Origin of the sequence: Citrobacter sp. RHBSTW-00671, from assembly GCF_014103415.1 — a bacterium.
Lineage (GTDB): Bacteria > Pseudomonadota > Gammaproteobacteria > Enterobacterales > Enterobacteriaceae > Citrobacter.
Genome location: NZ_JABXPR010000001.1, coordinates 4,722,336 through 4,740,172 on the forward strand (window position 1 = coordinate 4,722,336; position 17,837 = coordinate 4,740,172).

Here is a 17,837-nt window from a genome sequence, read left to right on the forward strand (position 1 = left end):
CTACCTCTGCTCACCCATCAGTTCTTTCACCAACTCCACACAGCGCAGGAACCGGCCATCATAGTCAGGCTCTTCCACGTGGACAAAATCGATGTTGTTTTCCTGTAGCATCTCCACCAGCAGGGACTGAAATGCCTTACGGTCAACCGAACTCCCAAGGCTGCGTAATCCATCCGCCACCCACGGGGTGTTGTTTTCCAGCAGGATCACCAGGTCAAAGCGGTATTCGTCAATCAATGCCTGCACAAACGGATGCTCACGCCCTTCGTACTTTTTACAGAATGCCTGAGTGGTCACAAAGTCAGTGTCGATAAATGCCACCTTATTGGCATATTTCACCGCAAAATCAATGTACTGCGCCTGTCCCAACGCAATCTTATCGTAGTCCGAGTACTGCAACGCCATCTCATCGCCCCCCAAATGGGAAAAGACGTAATCACGGCCATATTCCCACGCACTGGTGGTGTTAAAGATGTTGGCGAGCTTATTCACCAGCGTCGATTTGCCGCTCGACTCTCCACCGAGGATCGCCACGGTGCGCACGAAAAACGGTTTCACTTCAGTCGGGATATATTCCCAGTAGCGGAATGGGTTTTCTCGAATTTGTCCGCCGCTGATGCTCATAAATGTCCGTTTGGGATCAACCAGTACCGTTTCAATACCCAGATGTTCAAGATACTGCGGGGCATCTGACTCTTCAGAGGTGTAGATCCAGTTAGGCTGAATCCCCTTCTCCTGCATAAACGTTTTGATCCCGTTGCTCCACACGTCCCAGCCGTGCGGGTACGGCTCCATGCCCTCTTCATTGAAGGCATGAATACGGATATTTTTCTGATATTTGAAGGTCTGCAACAGCCAGCGCAGACGATCGGAGACCGTTGGCTGTTGTGACATGGCGCTGTCTTCAAACAGACTGCGGTCGCGCGTGTCGTCATAGCCCATGATGATATGCAGTTCATCTACCTGGCTACAGGCGCGCTGAATAAGATAGATATGACCGGTATGCAGCGGATAAAACTTACCGAATACCACACCGATATTCTTCTGCTGGCGAGGAAATTCGAGTCCGAGAAAACGGTGCAGCGCCTCCAGTTTTTGCGCGCTGGGGCTTTTGATTTTGGCATTCAACAACTGGCTGAGATAGCCCTTGGTCATGCCACTGGCATCCGCCACTTGTTGCAGGGTACAGCCCTTTTGCTTAATGGCGGTTTTCAGATAATCAAATGACACAAGAGCCTCCTGCTGGAAAAATCGCGTAACACTACCTGATGGCGCTTCGCTTATCAGGCCTACAACATCAATCCGTAGGCCGGATAAGACGCATTGCGTCGCCATCCGGCAAATTATACAACATCAGTGCATACAGAGAATTATAAGTCGTCAAACACGTTTAACGCATCTGCAAGCTTTTTAACGCCAAAAACCTGCATCCCTTCCGGCACTTTTTTCGGTACGTTGGCGGCAGGCACAATCGCCCGACGGAAGCCGTGCTTCGCGGCTTCCGAAATACGCTCCTGACCGCTGGGAACCGGGCGAATTTCACCTGCCAGCCCCACTTCGCCAAAGACCACGAGATCGTGTGGTAACGGCCTGTCGCGCAGGCTGGAAACCATTGCCAACAGCAGCGCCAGGTCGGCACTGGTTTCGGTGACTTTGACGCCGCCAACCACGTTGACGAACACGTCCTGGTCAGACATTTGCAGGCCGCCATGGCGGTGCAGCACCGCCAGTAAAATCGCCAGGCGGTTTTGTTCCAGCCCGACCGCTACGCGCCGAGGATTCGCCATCATCGAGTGATCGACCAGTGCCTGGATCTCCACCAGTAACGGGCGTGTCCCTTCCCAGACCACCATCACCGAACTGCCGGAGGTGACTTCATCACCGCGGCTTAAAAAGATAGCTGAAGGGTTGCTGACTTCGCGCAGTCCCTGTTCGGTCATCGCGAAGACGCCCAGCTCATTCACCGCGCCAAAGCGGTTTTTATGGCTACGCAGGGTACGGAAACGAGAATCTGCGTCACCGTCGAGCAGCACCGAGCAGTCAATACAGTGCTCCAACACCTTTGGCCCGGCCAGCGACCCGTCTTTGGTGACATGGCCGACCATCACAATCGCTACACCACGCGTTTTAGCAAAGCGCGTCAGGTAAGCGGCGGTTTCCCGCACCTGCGCCACGCTGCCTGGCGAAGACTGAATATCCGCCATATGCATCACCTGAATGGAGTCGATAACCATCAGCTTCGGTTGTTCTTCTTCCGCAATCAGGCAAATTTGCTCAATGCTGGTTTCCGACAGCATATTCAGATTCGCCGTCGGCAGACCCAGTCGGTGTGCACGCATCGCGACCTGCTGCAAAGATTCTTCCCCGGTGACGTACAAGGTTTTCATCTGCTCGGCAAGCTTACACAACGTTTGTAGCAGCAGCGTCGACTTCCCCGCGCCGGGGTTGCCGCCAATCAGAATGGCGCTACCCGGCACCACACCGCCGCCCAGTACGCGATCGAACTCTTTAAAACCGGTCGAAAAACGCGGCAGCTCCTCAAGGCTGATATCAGACAGCTTCTGCACCTTTGCGACACCCGCATTCCCGGCGTAGCCGCTGAGCCGCTCGTTACGCGCCACTGTCGGCGATGCCGCAAGGCGTACCTCGGTAATGGTGTTCCAGGCCTGGCAGGCGCTACATTGCCCCTGCCAGCGTGGGTAATCGGCCCCACATTCATTACAAACAAAGGCGCGTTTTGGAGCTTTTGCCACGTTTAACCTCTTTTGTTAACACTTTTGCCGGATGGCGCTGGCGCTTATCCGGCCTACAGTCATATTTCCGTAGGTCGGATAAGGCGTAGCCGCCATCCGACATCAAAACTATTTCTGGTTCATGCTGCCGGAGAGAATGCAGAACACGCCCATCAGATCAGCGTGACGGATAGTGATCTCCGTCTTTTCATTCACTTTGGGTTTTGCATGGTAGGCGATCCCCAGTCCTGCCGTTTTGATCATCGGCAGATCGTTGGCACCGTCGCCGATCGCTACCGTCTGCGCCATCGGGATTTCATACTCTTGCGCCAGACGGGTCAGGGTATTGGCTTTGTACTGCGCATCAACGATATCGCCAATCACATTGCCGGTAAATTTACCGTCCATGATTTCCAGCTCATTCGCCACCACGGCAGTCAGCCGCAGTTTTTCACGCAGGTATTCCGCAAAGAAGGTAAAACCACCGGAGGCAATAGCCACTTTCCAGCCGAGCGTTTCCAGCTTCAACACCAGTTGCGTCAGGCCAGGCATCAGCGGTAAGTTTTCGCGCACCTGTTGCAGAATGTTGGCATCGGCGCCTTTCAGGGTGGCAACGCGGCTGCGCAGGCTGGCGGTAAAATCCAGTTCGCCGCGCATCGCGCGTTCGGTCACTTCCGCAACCATTTCGCCCGTTCCGGCCAGTTTGGCGATTTCGTCGATACATTCGATCTGGATAGCCGTAGAGTCCATATCCATCACCAGTAGCCCTGGCGTACGCAGATGGGGGATTTTACCTAATGGCGCAACATCCAGTTTGGCGTCATGCGCCAGTTTTGTCGCGCGCGGTGTTAACGACCCCGCGAGGCGAATCACCTGATAATCCTCGACGCACCAGGCCGCAACGATCACCATCGCCGCACCCAGTTTGCTCTGGTATTGCGTTAAACGCTGTTTATCCAGCCCACGACCATACAGCAGCCAGCCACTGCGGCCCGCGTGGTAGTCCAGCGGCATGACTTCATCACCGCTTAATGAAAGGGGCAGACCTGGCCACAGAGAGACATCTTCGGGTAGATCGCACCAGGTAATGTTAGGCATTAAAGCTCCTGTAAAATCGTTCGGGTCGGAATCATCCAGCGGAAAATAACGCATGAGGCTACCCTGTAACCAGCGCTTCTGGCAACATTAAGCCTCAAATTTTCAGCAGGTGGAATATGGCTCGCGCAAAACTGAAATTCCGACTTCATCGTGCAGTGATTGTATTGTCCTGTCTCGCGTTGCTTGTCGCCCTGATGCAGGGTGCATCCTGGTTTAGTCAAAGCCACCAGCAGCAACGTAATCCGCAGCTGGAAGAACTGGCGCGTACACTGGCCCGCCAGGTCACCTTAAACGTCGCGCCGCTGATGCGTACCGAAACACCGGATGAAAAACGCATCAAAGCCGTACTCACGCAGTTAACGGAGAGTAGCCGCATTCTGGATGCCGGGGTGTACGATGAACAGGGCGATCTGATTACCCGCACCGGTGAGAGCGTCAACGTCCGTGACCGACTGGCGCTCGATGGCAAAAAAGCCGGGGGCTATTTTAATCAGCAAATCGTTGAGCCCATTCAGGGGAGAAACGGCCCACTGGGTTATCTGCGCCTGACACTCGACACCCACACGCTTGCCACCGAAGCGAAGCAGGTAGACAACACCACCAACATCTTACGCCTGATGCTGCTCCTGTCACTGGCTATTGGCGTAGTCCTCACACGTACATTATTGCAAGGCAAGCGTACCCGCTGGCAGCAATCCCCTTTCCTGCTGACCGCGAACAAACCGGTACAGGAAGAAGACAACGAGAAAAAAGAGTAATTCAAAGAAAGGAAATCGACCATGACCACACTACGCCTGCTTATCTCTGACTCTCACGATCCTTGGTTTAACCTGGCCGTTGAAGAGTGCATTTTCCGCCAGATGCCCGCCACGCAGCGCGTCCTGTTTTTATGGCGTAACGCCGATACGGTGGTTATTGGCCGTGCGCAAAACCCATGGAAAGAGTGTAACACCCGCCGAATGGAAGAGGACAACGTGCGGTTGGCACGTCGCAGCAGCGGCGGCGGCGCGGTATTTCACGATCTCGGGAATACCTGCTTTACCTTTATGGCCGGCAAACCGGAGTATGACAAAACCATCTCCACGGCTATCGTACTGAATGCGTTGAATTCGCTGGGTGTAAACGCCGATGCCTCCGGGCGTAACGATCTGGTGGTTAAAACCGCCGAGGGCGATCGCAAAGTCTCTGGTTCCGCATATCGGGAAACCAAGGATCGCGGATTTCACCACGGCACGCTGCTGTTGAATGCCGATCTCAGTCGACTGGCCAACTACCTGAACCCCGATAAAAAGAAACTTGCCGCAAAAGGGATTACCTCTGTGCGCTCGCGAGTTGCCAATTTGACTGAGCTGTTACCGGGCATTACCCACGAACAGGTGTGTAAGGCTGTTACAGAAGCCTTTTTTGAACACTACGGCGAACGCGTAGATGCCGAAATTATCTCTCCCGATAAAATGCCGGATCTGCCGAATTTTGCCGAAACCTTTGCCCGCCAGAGCAGTTGGGAGTGGAACTTTGGCCAAGCTCCAGCGTTTTCACATCTGCTGGACGAACGCTTCACCTGGGGCGGCGTAGAGCTGCATTTTGACGTTGAGAAGGGGCACATTACCCGTGCACAGGTGTTTACCGACAGCCTCAACCCCACACCGTTAGAAGCGCTGGCGGGTCGTCTGCAAGGGTGTTTGTATCGGGCGGATAGGCTGCAACAGGAGTGCGAGGCGCTGCTGGTTGATTTCCCACAGCAGGAGAAAGAGTTACGCGAGCTGTCGGCATGGATTGCCGGGGCGGTGCGTTAAGCACTGGCCAGAAAAATGCCGGATGGCGGCGATGCCTTATCCGGCCTACGAGAAGAATGGCAGGCCCGGTAAGCAAAGCGCCACCGGGCATCACAACGCTTACTCTTTATCGCCCAGCAGAACGGATTCCAGTGCGATTTTGATCATGTCGTTGAAGGTCGTCTGACGTTCAGCGGCAGTGGTCTGCTCGTGAGTACGGATATGGTCGGACACGGTACAGATGGTCAGCGCTTTCGCACCAAACTCAGCCGCAACACCATAGATACCCGCCGCTTCCATTTCCACGCCCAGTACGCCGTACTTTTCCATCACGTCGAACATTTCACCGTCCGGTGAGTAGAACAGGTCAGCGGAGAACAGGTTGCCCACGCGCGCGTCAACGCCCAGCGCTTTTGCCGCATCAACTGCGTTGCGCACCATGTCGAAATCAGCGATAGCGGCAAAGTCATGATCTTTAAAGCGGATACGGTTAACTTTGGAGTCAGTGCAAGCACCCATACCGATAACCACATCACGCAGTTTGACGTCCATACGCACAGCGCCACAGGAGCCTACGCGAATGATTTTCTTCACGCCGAAATCAGTGATCAGCTCTTTGGTGTAGATGGAGCAGGACGGGATACCCATACCGTGACCCATCACGGAGATCTTACGGCCTTTGTAAGTCCCGGTGAAACCTAACATGCCGCGAACGTTGTTCACTTCACGGACATCTTCGAGGAAAGTTTCAGCAATGTGCTTAGCACGCAGCGGGTCGCCCGGCATCAAAACTACGTCAGCGAAATCGCCCATTTCTGCATTAATATGTGGGGTAGCCATCTTTTATCCTTATCTTGTTGTTATTGCCTGATGGCGGCTACGCCTTATCAGGCCTACAAAACGTATTCAAATACCCTAAGGATTTCGCGATGTAGAAAGGCGACGAATTCGTGAATCCCCGGGAGCATAGATTCACTATGTGACCGGGGTGAGCGAATGAAGTCAACGCATCGACAGCGCGAAAGACAACGGGTATCACAGCATGTTTTTACCGTAGTCCATCGGCGACGTACCAAAGTAGCTCGCCAGCGTCTGACCGATATCCGCGAAGGTTTCACGGTGGCCTAAAGAACCCGGTTTCACTTTCGGGCCGTAAATCAGCACCGGAATGTGTTCACGGGTATGGTCGGTACCGGTCCAGCTCGGGTCACAGCCGTGGTCAGCGGTCAGGATCAGAATGTCATCTTCACCTACCAGCTCCATCAGCTCTGGCAGACGGCGGTCGAACAACTCCAGACCGGCAGCATAGCCAGCGATATCGCGACGGTGGCCCCAGGAAGAGTCAAAATCAACAAAGTTAGTGAAGACGATTGTCTCATCACCCGCTTCTTTCATCTCTTTGATGGTGGCGTCGAACAGCGCGTCCAGACCGGTCGCTTTCACTTTTTTAGTGATACCGCAGTTCGCGTAGATGTCCGCAATCTTACCCACGGACACGACATGACCTTTTTTCTCATCGACCAGTTTCTGCAGTACCGTCGGCGCTGGCGGCTCAACGGCCAGGTCGTGACGGTTACCGGTACGCTGGAAGTTACCGGCCTTGTCACCGATAAACGGACGCGCGATAACACGGCCAATGTTGTAGCCGCCTTCGGTCAGTTCTTCACGAGCGATTTCACACAGCTCGTAGAGTTTATCCAGGCCAAAGGTTTCTTCGTGGCAGGCAATCTGGAATACGGAGTCAGCGGAGGTATAGAAAATCGGCTTGCCGGTTTTCATATGTTCTTCGCCCAGTTGATCCAGAATCACGGTACCGGAAGAGTGGCAGTTGCCGAGGTAGCCCGGCAGGTTGGCACGTTTTACCAGTTTATCCAGCAGTTCCTGCGGGAAACTGTTTTCATGATCGGAGAAATAACCCCAGTCAAACAGAACCGGAACACCTGCGATTTCCCAGTGGCCAGACGGCGTGTCTTTGCCGGAAGAAAGTTCATGCGCCCATGCGTAGGCACCAATCACTTCCGCGTTGCCGTCCATACCCGCAGCAATTTTACCGGTAGAACCTTCGTGAGCTTTCACCAGGCCCAGACGGGTCAGGTTAGGCAGATTCAGTGGGCCTTTGCGACCATTGTCAGCTTCGCCTTTCGCACAGGCTTCTGCAATATGTCCCATAGTGTCTGAGCCTACGTCGCCAAAGCGATCCGCATCTTCAGTCGCACCAATACCAAAGGAGTCCAGCACCATAATAAATGCACGTTTCATCTTGTTCTCCATACATCTGCGCCGCAAAAAAGCGATCAGATCAGTATACAGTTAATCGGTTATACGACGATAGACTGTCGGTGTAATTTCTGGCGCTTTGTCGTCAAGGCTGATTGCCGCTTTGACCGCTTTCGCCGCTTCCTGCCAGCTGGCTTCGTCTTTGGCGTGAATTACCGCCAGCGGACGCTGACCATCAACACTGTCGCCCAGACGCGCCATGTCGGTGAAACCGACGCTGTAATCAATGGTGTCCGAAGCCTGACGACGACCGCCGCCCATGGAAACGACCGCCATCCCCAGCGCCCGGGTATCCATTGCGCTGACAAAACCTTCGGTATCAGCATATACCGCTTTGCTGAGCATTGCCGTCGGCAGGTACTTCGCATAGTTTTCGACGAAGTCGGTTGGGCCTTTCTGCGCCGCAACCATGCGGCCAAAAATTTCTGCCGCTTTACCGTTATCCAGTACGGCCTGCAATTTCGCACGGGCTTCGGCGTCATCTTTCGCCAGTTTACCGGAAATCAGCATTTCCACGCACAGCGCCATCGTGACGTCGAACAAGCGTGGATTACGGTATTCACCGGTCAGGAACTGCACCGCTTCACGGACTTCAACCGCGTTACCCGCACTGGAGGCCAGTACCTGATTCATATCGGTTAACAACGCGGTGGTACGAACCCCCGCACCGTTTGCCACGCCAACAATCGCTTCGGCAAGGGCTTCAGAGAGCTCGTAGGTCGGCATAAAGGCGCCACTACCTACTTTGACGTCCATCACCAGCGCATCCAGTCCTTCCGCCAGCTTTTTAGCCAGAATGGAACCCGTGATGAGTGGAATGGAATCCACCGTCGCGGTGATATCGCGGGTGGCATAAAAACGTTTGTCCGCCGGTGCGAGCGAGCTGGTTTGCCCAATAATCGCCACACCCACGTCTTTAATAATTTCACGGAAACGCGTATCGTCCGGGAAGATATCAAATCCCGGGATCGCTTCCAGTTTATCGAGCGTACCGCCGGTATGCCCCAGACCGCGCCCGGAGATCATCGGGATAAAGCCGCCGCAGGCTGCAACCATCGGGCCTAACATCAGTGACGTCACGTCACCCACGCCGCCGGTAGAGTGTTTATCCACAATCGGGCCGTTCAGCTGCAAACTTTTCCAGTCCAGCACGGTTCCTGAATCACGCATTGCCATGGTCAGCGAAACACGCTCAGGCATTGTCATATCGTGGAAGAAAATGGTCATCGCCAGGGCGGCGATTTGCCCTTCAGAGATGGTGTTGTCGCGAATACCGTTAATAAAGAAACGAATTTCTTCATCACTCAGCGCATGACCATCACGTTTTTTACGAATAATTTCTTGTGCGAGAAACAAGGGAACCTCCCGATTATGGGCCGGGTAAGCAATGCGCCACCCGGCAAGTCGTATTCATGCCGGATGGCGGCTTGCGCCTTATCCGGCCTACGATGGGCAATAAAACTTAGTAGCTACTTGCGCTCTTACCGTCACCATGTCCCAGTGCTTTCAGCAGGCTCGCCAGCAGGCTGGATGCACCAAAACGGTAATGGCGGGAATCGGCCCAGTCAGCGCCAAACAGTTCGTCGGCAATGGCCAGGAACTGCTGCGCATCTTCAGCGGTACGCACGCCACCAGCCGGTTTGAAACCAACCGTTTTAGAAACACCCATATCGCGGATCACTTCCATCATGATGCGTGCGCTTTCCGGCGTCGCATTTACCGGAACTTTACCGGTAGAGGTTTTGATGAAATCAGCACCGGCTTTGATGGAGATTTCAGACGCTTTGCGAATCAGCGCTTCTTCTTTCAGTTCACCGGTTTCAATGATCACTTTCAGCAGCACATTGGCCGCTGCGCACGCGTCTTTACAGGCTTTAACCAGATCAAAACCAATCTGCTCATTACCAGCGATCAGTGCACGATACGGGAACACCACATCAACTTCGTCGGCGCCGTAGGCAATCGCCGCGCGGGTTTCCGCCAGCGCGATCTCGATATCGTCGTTGCCATGCGGGAAGTTAGTCACGGTGGCAATACGGATGTCCGGTGTGCCCTGCTCTTTCAGAGTTTTACGCGCAATAGGGATGAAACGCGGATAGATGCAGATTGCGGCAGTGTTGCCAACCGGGGTCTTCGCCTGATGACACAGCGCGATCACTTTCTCATTCGTGTCGTCGTCATTCAGGGTGGTCAGGTCCATCAGTTTCAGTGCACGCAGGCTGCTTGCTGTTAAATCGGTCATAACATTCTCCAACGGCATCGCCGTATAAAATTTCACCTTGCGAGTTTGTTAGTATTCTAACATCCGCTCGCTATTACACTTCGATATACATCACAGTTAATGAAAACCACATACAGATTTGCATTACTCTAATGAGATCTACTTCAAATAAATGACCTTTGCTGGCGACATGCGGTGACATCAGGCGCATCCGGATCAAAGGTTGGCGCTGCGTTGCTTCCTACAATGACGCTTAACCTTCAGTACATAAAGGAATCAACGATGCCCACGTCAAGCGAACTCGCGCTGCAACAACGCTGCCAACAAATCGTGACCAGTCCAGTGCTCAGCCCTGAGCAGAAACGCCATTTTCTGGCGCTGGAGGCTGAAAACGCGCTGCCGTATCCGCAACTGCCTGCACAAGCACGCCAGGCGCTGGATGACGGGGTTATCTGCGATATGTACGAAGGTCATGCTCCGTTCAAACCGCGCTACGTATTACCCGATTACGCGCGTTTTCTGGCCAACGGTTCATCATGGCTGGAACTGGAAGGCGCAAAGGATCTCGATGACGCATTATCCTTACTCACCATTCTTTACCACCACGTTCCGTCAGTGACGTCGATGCCGGTGTACCTCGGTCAACTCGATGCGTTGCTGCAACCGTATGTTAGAATTCTAACACAAGACGAGATCGATATTCGAATAAAACGTTTCTGGCGTTATCTCGACAGAACGCTGCCTGATGCGTTTATGCACGCCAATATCGGCCCTGCCGACACGCCTGTAACGCGGGCAATTTTACGCGCAGATGCAGAGCTAAAGCAGGTTTCTCCCAATCTGACATTTATTTATGATCCGCAAATTACCCCTGACGATCTGCTGCTCAACGTCGCGCAAAATATTTGCGAATGCAGTAAACCGCACATTTCTAACGGCCCTGAAAATGATAAAATTTTCACAAAAGGCCACTATGGCGTCGTCAGTTGTTACAACTCACTGCCACTTGCGGGCGGCGGAAGTACGCTGGTCAGACTCAATCTGAAAGCCATTGCAGAGCGCAGTACCTCTGTCGATGACTTCTTTACGCGCACCCTACCGCATTACTGCCAACAGCAAATCGCCATCATTGATTCACGATGTGAATTCCTCTACGAGAAATCACATTTCTTTGAGAATAGCTTCCTGGTGCAGGAAGGGTTGATCGATCCCGAACGTTTTGTGCCTATGTTTGGCATGTACGGCCTGGCAGAAGCCGTAAACCTGCTGTGCGATAAGGCGGGGGAGAACGCTCGCTACGGCAAAGATGAGTACGCTAATCAACTTGGTTATCGTATTAGCGCCCAGCTCGCTGACTTTGTGGCCAACACACCGGTGAAATATGGCTGGAAGCAGCGCGCGATGCTGCATGCGCAGTCGGGTATCAGTTCTGATATCGGCACCACGCCGGGCGCTCGCCTGCCTTATGGTGATGAACCCGATCCCATCACCCATCTGCAAACCGTCGCGCCGCATCATGCGTATTATCACGCCGGGATCAGCGATATTCTCACGCTGGACGAAACCATCAAACGTAACCCGCAGGCGCTGGTACAGCTTTGCCTCGGCGCGTTTAAAGCCGGTATGCGCGAGTTTACCGCCAACGTCAGCGGCAACGATCTGGTCCGTGTGACCGGCTACATGGTGCGCCTGTCGGATCTGGAAAAATATCGCACCGAAGGATCTCGCACCAACACCACCTGGCTGGGTGAAGAAGCCGCGCGCAATACGCGTATTCTGCAACGACAACCCCGAGTGATCAGCCATGAACAGCAGATGCGCTTTAGTCAGTAAGCTGATTCCCTTCTCCTGCGTCGACGGGCCGGGGAGTCGCCTGGCCCTGTTCCTGCAGGGGTGCAATTTGCGCTGTAAGAATTGCCACAACCCGTGGACGATGGGACGTTGCAACGATTGCGGGGAATGTGTGCTGCATTGCCCGCATGAAGCGTTGAGTCTGAGCGCGGGAAAAGTATGGTGGCAATCTGATATTTGCCAGCAATGCGATACCTGCCTGCATATGTGTCCTCAGCAGGCCACGCCGATGACGCTGACCATGAGCGTGGATGAGGTGCTGCAGCATGTTCGTAAAGCCTCGCCGTTTATTGAAGGAATGACGGTCAGCGGCGGCGAAGCAACCACCCAGTTGCCGTTTATCGTGGCGCTGTTTAGCGCGATCAAAAGCGATCCGCATCTGCGGCATCTCACCTGCCTGGTGGACAGCAACGGCATGCTGAGCGAAACCGGCTGGCAAAAGCTGCTACCGGTTTGCGACGGTGCAATGCTCGATCTAAAAGCCTGGGATAGCGCCTGTCATCTGCAACTGACAGGGCGTGATAATGCTCTGATTAAAAACAGTATTATTTTTCTGGCAGACCAGGGAAAACTCGCGGAATTACGCCTGCTGGTGATCCCCGGTCAGGTAGACTATCTGCAACACATCGACCCGCTGTCTGCGTTTATTCATCGCTTAGGTAACGTGCCTGTGCGGCTTAATGCCTTTCATGCGCATGGGGTGTATGGCGAAGCGCAATCCTGGTCGAGTGCCACGCCGGGAGATGTGGAACAACTGGCAAATGCGTTACGCAAGCGCGGCGTGGATAATGTGATCTTCCCGGCGCTGTACCTGTGAAATGCTGGATGGCGGCTATGCCTTATCCGGCCTACACAGAGGTCAATCCGTAGGCCGGATAAGACGCTTTTGCGTCGCATCCGGCACTCAACAATCACACATCAAACAACGCCGTCGTATTGCGATACAGCGCCTCAGCAATCACATCCGTGGGTTCAGCGCGCAGTTCGCATAATGCGGTAAAAACTCTGACCACCTGCTCAGGACGATTAGGCTGGCCCTGAAAACCGTTAAGCGGCATATCCGGCGCATCGGTTTCCAACAGCAGCGATTCCAGCGGCAACGTCGCCATCACCTCACGCGTTTTGCTGGCGCGTGGATAGGTGATGGTCCCACCGACACCGATCTTGTACCCCAGTTGTACAAAACGCGTTGCCTGTTGCAGGCTTCCGGAAAAGCCATGCACCACACCGGTTCGCGGGAGATCATGGCGTTTAAGATGCATAGCCAGCTTGTCATGGGTACGGCGCGAATGGAGGATCACCGGAAGATCGTAACGCTTCGCCAGCTTAAGCTGTGCTTCCAGCACCCTTTCCTGCTTATCAAACTGCGGATCGTCACGCCAGAGATCCAGCCCGATCTCACCAACCGCCACCAGCTTCTGCGGTCGTTGCTCCAATGCCTGTTGCAACCTGTCCAGACTGTCATCATCGTGATCTTCAATAACAATGGGGTGCAGGCCCAGCGCGGCATACAACGAAGGATAATTTTCCGCTAACGCCAGTACGCGTGAAAAGTTCATCGCCTGCGTTGCCGGAACAATAATATGGTGCACACCGACGTCAGCCGCACGCTGAATACTGGCTGGCTCATCGCCGGTAAATGGGGGAAAGTCAAAATGACAATGCGTATCGATAAACCGGGGACTCACGCCAGATCCTCATTATTAAACGTCGTATCATTGGCCTGGGGCGCACTGCTCGCAACGGATGCATGGGCATCGTTGGCAACGGGAGCAGGTGGAACCACCACCGGGCTGGGCACCACAATCTTCGGCGTCTGACGAGGCAACGGCGCGTTTTTCGCCAACAGTTTACCAATCGTTGCCAAAAAATAGCGCCCGCACAGGCGTCCGGTTTTGTAGTCTTCACGCAATGCCGGAATGCGGCTCCCCAGCGCCATACTATGGAGTGGCTTTGGTGGGTAGATCTCAAAGATACGCAGCTTGCCCGGCGGTTTTTCGATAAAGCGCTGAATAGCGCGGTAGCTGGCTTCATGATGTTGAACCAGATTCACCAGCGGCTGCAGACTGCTCTCCCCCAGCCAGCGCTCCATACGTTTGAACCATTGTGGGGTGTAGTACATTTGCGAAGGCACGGTGCGGATAACCACCAGCGTTTTCGCCCCTTGCTTTGCCGCCTCCTGAACGGGTATGGCATCACTGACTCCACCATCCAGATAGTTCACGCCATCCAACACAACCCCTGAACGATAAAATCCCGGAATCGCACTGGATGCGCGAATGAGATCCAGCCAATTGTGCCGGTTCGGCGAAAAATAGCCCGGCGTGTAGTCATCTCCCCGACAGGCGCACATATAAAACGCTTTACCTGCCTCAAACAGGCGCTCTGCGTTATCCAGCGCCAGCGGCATCTGCGCAGCGGTGGAGTCCACCAGCCAGTCGAGATCGATGAGATTTCCCCCGCGTACGAATCGTACCGGGTCAAAAAACTCACGTCGGGTGGTATAGCGCATGATCACTTTGCGCCCGTAGCCGGGTTGGTTACAGAGATAGGCCGACAGATTTTGCGCGCCAGCAGATGTCCCGTAGAAGAGATCGAAAGGATTAAATTGCGCACGCATGAACTCATCCAGTACGCCAGCGGTAAAGATCCCTCGTTGTCCCCCGCCTTCGCACACCAGCGCCATACTGCCTGGTTGAAATGGACGTAACGATAACGGCGCTATATTACCGAGCGTGACGGGTATTCTCTGCCCCACCTCTGCCTTCCTGTTTTTTGTAATAGAGCAACAAGGTAACGCAAATTGCCCGGCGCTAAAACCGTAAAAGCCAGTCCAATGGACTGGCTTAGTAGCAATTTTTCTTTACAGCTAATCCCCAACATAATTCGAGTTACAGGAAGGCGGCAAGGGCGTGAGTCCCGATGAGCTTACTCTGGTAAGTGATTCGGGTAAGCGCGCGTAGCCAACGCACCTGCAACTTGAAGAATAAAGGGGATACGCTAGGGCCGTTTACGCCCGGTAAACAAGCTGACCAGAAACAGGATGATCCCCACCACAAAAACAATTTTTGCAGCGCCTGCTGCAGTACCCGCCAGTCCACCAAATCCCAGAGCGGCGGCAATTAACGCGATAACCAGAAATATGATGCCCCATCGAAACATATGCTTCTCCTTTACCATAGTTAATGTCGACCGCTTGATATGAGCGCTCAGGCAGCTCATCGGCGATATTTTTAGTGTGGTGCACAATACGCCTCCCGACAAACGTCAGGAGGATGAATTAAGTCGAATTACTGAGTTTTGAGGTCGTTTTTGACGCTTTTCACGCCATCAATTGCTTTAGCAATACTCTCAGCACGCTCACTTTGCGCCTGTGAATCGACGGTTCCTGAAAGCTGGACCACACCGTCGGTCGTCTCTACTTTCACTTTACGAGAAGGGACAATGTCATCGGCCAGCAGCTTGGCTTTCACTTCGCTGGTGATGGCCGTATCACCGGCATAGCCTTTTACGGAGGTGCTTTTGCTGTCACGCACGTGCAGTTTGTCGCTAACGGAGGTCACTCCCTCAACGCCTTTCGCGACTTTAACGGCCTCTTCGGCCTGAGCCTGGCTTTCAACGAAGCCACTTAACGTCACCACTTTCTGGTCCGTTTTGACGGAGATATCGGTGCTCTTAATGCTTTCGTGGTCCACCAGCGCGGCTTTTACTTTGGCGGTGAGGGTGCTGTCATCCATGAAATTACCGACTTTGTTCATAGAGCTATCGACTTTCTGCCCCGCACTTTCGAGCCCGGATTGCGCTTTATCCATTGTAGCGTTTTCTGCATAAGCAGAACCCGTTGCGACAGCGGAAGTCAGCATCACGGCTAGTAGCGTTTTAGAAATCTTAAGTCCTGTCATTGTCATCGATGTATTCCTGTTTGTTGTGCTTATAGCGATGTTCTGCCGCTTAGCGGTCAGAACCAGCAACGAATCTCGTGACTGAAATAAATATCAGCTAAAGGGACTGAAAAATGCCTAATGAAGAGCATTAAAAGCCGATATTTATGTCATCACATTGTAAATATAGTCCACGATTTCGCGGTTGATGCCTGAATTGATTAAAAAACAAACAAGAACAGAGGATTTAAGAACATTCCGCAAGGGATTTAAAAGACAGGGAAAGTTGCAGGGCACGGTGAATACCGCGCCCTGGAAGGCCGATTAGTGTTCGCGCGTTTTGCGGAACTGAACGTCAGGGTAACGTTCCTGGGTGAGATTCAGGTTAACCATGGTCGGCGCGATATAGGTGAGGTTATCGCCGCCATCCAGCGCCAGCTGAATTTCGTTTTTACGCTTAAATTCTTCGAATTTTTTCACGTCAGAACACTCTACCCAGCGCGCAGTCGCCACGTTGACCGACTCATAAATTGCTTCAACGTTGTATTCGCTCTTCAAACGAGAAACTACCACGTCGAACTGCAGCACACCGACGGCGCCAACGATCAGATCGTTGTTGGCAATCGGACGGAAAACCTGTACTGCGCCCTCTTCTGACAACTGAACCAGCCCTTTCAGTAACTGCTTCTGCTTCAACGGATCTTTCAGACGGATACGGCGGAACAGTTCCGGTGCGAAGTTCGGAATACCGGTGAACTTCATCATCTCGCCCTGAGTAAAGGTATCGCCGATCTGGATCGTGCCGTGGTTATGCAGACCAAGAATATCGCCAGGATACGCCTCTTCCACATGAGAACGGTCACCGGCCATAAAGGTCAGCGCATCGGAGATCACCACGTCTTTACCAATACGTACCTGGCGCATTTTCATGCCTTTCTCGTACTTGCCGGAAACCACACGCATGAAAGCGACACGGTCGCGGTGTTTCGGGTCCATGTTGGCCTGAATTTTAAAGACGAAACCGGTGAACTTCTCTTCTGAAGCTTCCACAACGCGGGTGTCGGTTTTACGCGGCATCGGCGCAGGCGCCCACTCCACTAAGCCATCCAGCATATGGTCAACGCCGAAGTTACCCAGCGCAGTACCGAAGAAGACTGGGGTGATTTCACCGGCAAGGAACAGCTCATGATCGAACTCGTTAGACGCGCCCTGCACCAGCTCCAGCTCGTCACGCAGTTGCTGCGCCAGATCTTCACCTACGGCAGCGTCAAGTTCAGGGTTGTTCAGCCCTTTAACAATGCGTACTTCCTGAATCGTATGGCCTTTACCGGTCTGGTAAAGATACGTTTCATCTTTGTACAGGTGATAGACGCCCTTGAACAACTTACCGCAGCCAATCGGCCAGGTGATCGGCGCACAGCCGATTTTCAGTTCGTTCTCGACTTCATCCAGCAGCTCCATCGGATCGCGGATGTCACGGTCGAGTTTGTTCATAAAGGTCAGGATCGGCGTATCGCGCAGACGGGTAACTTCCATCAGTTTACGGGTCCTGTCCTCAACGCCTTTCGCGGCGTCGATGACCATCAGGCAGCAGTCCACCGCCGTCAGAGTACGGTAGGTATCTTCGGAGAAGTCTTCGTGCCCTGGGGTGTCCAGCAGGTTGACCAGGCAGTCATGATACGGAAACTGCATGACAGAGGTGGTAATTGAGATACCACGCTGCTTTTCCATTTCCATCCAGTCAGATTTTGCATGCTGGCTGGAGCCACGGCCTTTTACCGTACCGGCGGTCTGAATCGCCTGTCCGAATAACAGCACCTTTTCAGTAATTGTCGTTTTACCGGCATCCGGGTGAGAAATAATGGCAAAAGTGCGGCGTTTGGCCACCTCTTGCAAATAAGGAGACAACGTCATAGTCAAATCTTCTTAGGTAAGCACGGCAACGGACCGTGCAAGTTGAATACGAAAAATTGCGGCTATTTTACCCATCAATGGGGGGGAG

The 17,837-nt window shown here is 53.5% G+C and carries 16 protein-coding genes; 4 read left to right on the forward strand and 12 right to left on the reverse strand.

Annotation, left to right across the window (positions count from 1 at the left end):
* From nadR to serB, 3 genes are all read right to left on the reverse strand, one after another.
* On the reverse strand, window positions 1-1,230 hold the full coding sequence (gene nadR, locus HV261_RS22600) for a multifunctional transcriptional regulator/nicotinamide-nucleotide adenylyltransferase/ribosylnicotinamide kinase NadR (protein ID WP_411961646.1): 1,230 nt from the start codon (window positions 1,228-1,230) through the stop codon (window positions 1-3).
* A gap of 140 nt (window positions 1,231-1,370) precedes the next feature.
* Window positions 1,371-2,753, reverse strand: a complete 1,383-nt coding sequence (gene radA, locus HV261_RS22605; protein WP_182270471.1) for a DNA repair protein RadA — start codon at window positions 2,751-2,753, stop codon at window positions 1,371-1,373.
* Window positions 2,754-2,861: 108 nt separating this feature from the next.
* Window positions 2,862-3,830, reverse strand: a complete 969-nt coding sequence (serB, locus tag HV261_RS22610; protein WP_202039572.1) for a phosphoserine phosphatase — start codon at window positions 3,828-3,830, stop codon at window positions 2,862-2,864.
* Window positions 3,831-3,946: 116 nt separating this feature from the next.
* Here serB and HV261_RS22615 point away from each other — a divergent pair, with 116 nt between their 5' ends.
* Window positions 3,947-4,588: a YtjB family periplasmic protein gene (locus HV261_RS22615; RefSeq protein WP_137383800.1), complete on the forward strand. Its 642-nt coding sequence runs from the start codon at window positions 3,947-3,949 to the stop codon at window positions 4,586-4,588.
* A 21-nt stretch (window positions 4,589-4,609) separates the two neighbouring features.
* Window positions 4,610-5,626 (forward strand): lipoate--protein ligase, encoded by a 1,017-nt coding sequence (lplA, locus tag HV261_RS22620; RefSeq protein WP_202039573.1) that lies wholly within the window; start codon window positions 4,610-4,612, stop codon window positions 5,624-5,626.
* Window positions 5,627-5,725: 99 nt separating this feature from the next.
* On the opposite strand, the gene deoD is transcribed toward lplA, so the two are convergent.
* The 4 genes from deoD to deoC form a co-directional block, all read right to left on the reverse strand.
* A complete protein-coding gene (gene deoD, locus HV261_RS22625) occupies window positions 5,726-6,445 on the reverse strand; it encodes a purine-nucleoside phosphorylase (protein ID WP_000224864.1) in 720 nt (239 codons plus the stop codon).
* Between the two features lie 195 nt (window positions 6,446-6,640).
* Window positions 6,641-7,864 carry a phosphopentomutase gene (gene deoB, locus HV261_RS22630; RefSeq protein ID WP_042312511.1) on the reverse strand — a complete coding sequence of 408 codons (1,224 nt, stop codon included), beginning with the start codon at window positions 7,862-7,864 and terminating at the stop codon, window positions 6,641-6,643.
* Between the two features lie 51 nt (window positions 7,865-7,915).
* A complete protein-coding gene (gene deoA, locus HV261_RS22635) occupies window positions 7,916-9,238 on the reverse strand; it encodes a thymidine phosphorylase (protein ID WP_202039574.1) in 1,323 nt (440 codons plus the stop codon).
* Between the two features lie 106 nt (window positions 9,239-9,344).
* Entirely contained in the window at window positions 9,345-10,124 is a 780-nt protein-coding gene (deoC, locus tag HV261_RS22640) for a deoxyribose-phosphate aldolase (protein ID WP_003019042.1), read from the reverse strand.
* A gap of 261 nt (window positions 10,125-10,385) precedes the next feature.
* On the opposite strand from deoC, the gene HV261_RS22645 reads away from it, so the two are divergent.
* Window positions 10,386-11,936 (forward strand): YjjI family glycine radical enzyme, encoded by a 1,551-nt coding sequence (locus tag HV261_RS22645; RefSeq protein WP_202039575.1) that lies wholly within the window; start codon window positions 10,386-10,388, stop codon window positions 11,934-11,936.
* Complete coding sequence (locus HV261_RS22650; protein WP_202039576.1) at window positions 11,908-12,771, forward strand: YjjW family glycine radical enzyme activase; 864 nt, start codon at window positions 11,908-11,910, stop codon at window positions 12,769-12,771. Before HV261_RS22645 ends, HV261_RS22650 begins: the two co-directional genes overlap by 29 nt.
* A gap of 94 nt (window positions 12,772-12,865) precedes the next feature.
* Here the strand turns inward: HV261_RS22650 and HV261_RS22655 are convergent, their stop codons facing one another.
* The 5 genes from HV261_RS22655 to prfC form a co-directional block, all read right to left on the reverse strand.
* Window positions 12,866-13,642, reverse strand: coding sequence for a metal-dependent hydrolase (locus tag HV261_RS22655; protein ID WP_202039577.1), 777 nt, complete (start codon window positions 13,640-13,642; stop codon window positions 12,866-12,868).
* Window positions 13,639-14,712 (reverse strand): patatin-like phospholipase family protein, encoded by a 1,074-nt coding sequence (locus HV261_RS22660; protein ID WP_137383806.1) that lies wholly within the window; start codon window positions 14,710-14,712, stop codon window positions 13,639-13,641. Before HV261_RS22660 ends, HV261_RS22655 begins: the two co-directional genes overlap by 4 nt.
* Before the next feature lie 242 nt (window positions 14,713-14,954).
* Window positions 14,955-15,116 (reverse strand): DUF1328 domain-containing protein, encoded by a 162-nt coding sequence (locus HV261_RS22665; RefSeq protein ID WP_003019081.1) that lies wholly within the window; start codon window positions 15,114-15,116, stop codon window positions 14,955-14,957.
* 128 nt (window positions 15,117-15,244) lie between these two features.
* On the reverse strand, window positions 15,245-15,862 hold the full coding sequence (osmY, locus tag HV261_RS22670; protein ID WP_137383807.1) for a molecular chaperone OsmY: 618 nt from the start codon (window positions 15,860-15,862) through the stop codon (window positions 15,245-15,247).
* A gap of 297 nt (window positions 15,863-16,159) precedes the next feature.
* Window positions 16,160-17,749 (reverse strand): peptide chain release factor 3, encoded by a 1,590-nt coding sequence (prfC, locus tag HV261_RS22675; protein ID WP_016151601.1) that lies wholly within the window; start codon window positions 17,747-17,749, stop codon window positions 16,160-16,162.
* Between the last annotated feature and the right edge of the window lie 88 nt (window positions 17,750-17,837).

Bases quoted from the DNA above. Each gene is read 5' to 3' on its own strand.
- serB (WP_202039572.1), bottom strand. From the start codon at position 3,830: ATGCCTAACATTACCTGGTGCGATCTACCCGAAGATGTCTCTCTGTGG.
- HV261_RS22615 (WP_137383800.1), top strand. From the start codon at position 3,947: ATGGCTCGCGCAAAACTGAAATTCCGACTTCATCGTGCAGTGATTGTA.
- lplA (WP_202039573.1), top strand. From the start codon at position 4,610: ATGACCACACTACGCCTGCTTATCTCTGACTCTCACGATCCTTGGTTT.
- deoD (WP_000224864.1), bottom strand. From the start codon at position 6,445: ATGGCTACCCCACATATTAATGCAGAAATGGGCGATTTCGCTGACGTA.
- deoB (WP_042312511.1), bottom strand. From the start codon at position 7,864: ATGAAACGTGCATTTATTATGGTGCTGGACTCCTTTGGTATTGGTGCG.
- deoC (WP_003019042.1), bottom strand. From the start codon at position 10,124: ATGACCGATTTAACAGCAAGCAGCCTGCGTGCACTGAAACTGATGGAC.
- HV261_RS22645 (WP_202039575.1), top strand. From the start codon at position 10,386: ATGCCCACGTCAAGCGAACTCGCGCTGCAACAACGCTGCCAACAAATC.
- HV261_RS22650 (WP_202039576.1), top strand. From the start codon at position 11,908: ATGAACAGCAGATGCGCTTTAGTCAGTAAGCTGATTCCCTTCTCCTGC.
- HV261_RS22665 (WP_003019081.1), bottom strand. From the start codon at position 15,116: ATGTTTCGATGGGGCATCATATTTCTGGTTATCGCGTTAATTGCCGCC.
- osmY (WP_137383807.1), bottom strand. From the start codon at position 15,862: ATGACAATGACAGGACTTAAGATTTCTAAAACGCTACTAGCCGTGATG.
- prfC (WP_016151601.1), bottom strand. From the start codon at position 17,749: ATGACGTTGTCTCCTTATTTGCAAGAGGTGGCCAAACGCCGCACTTTT.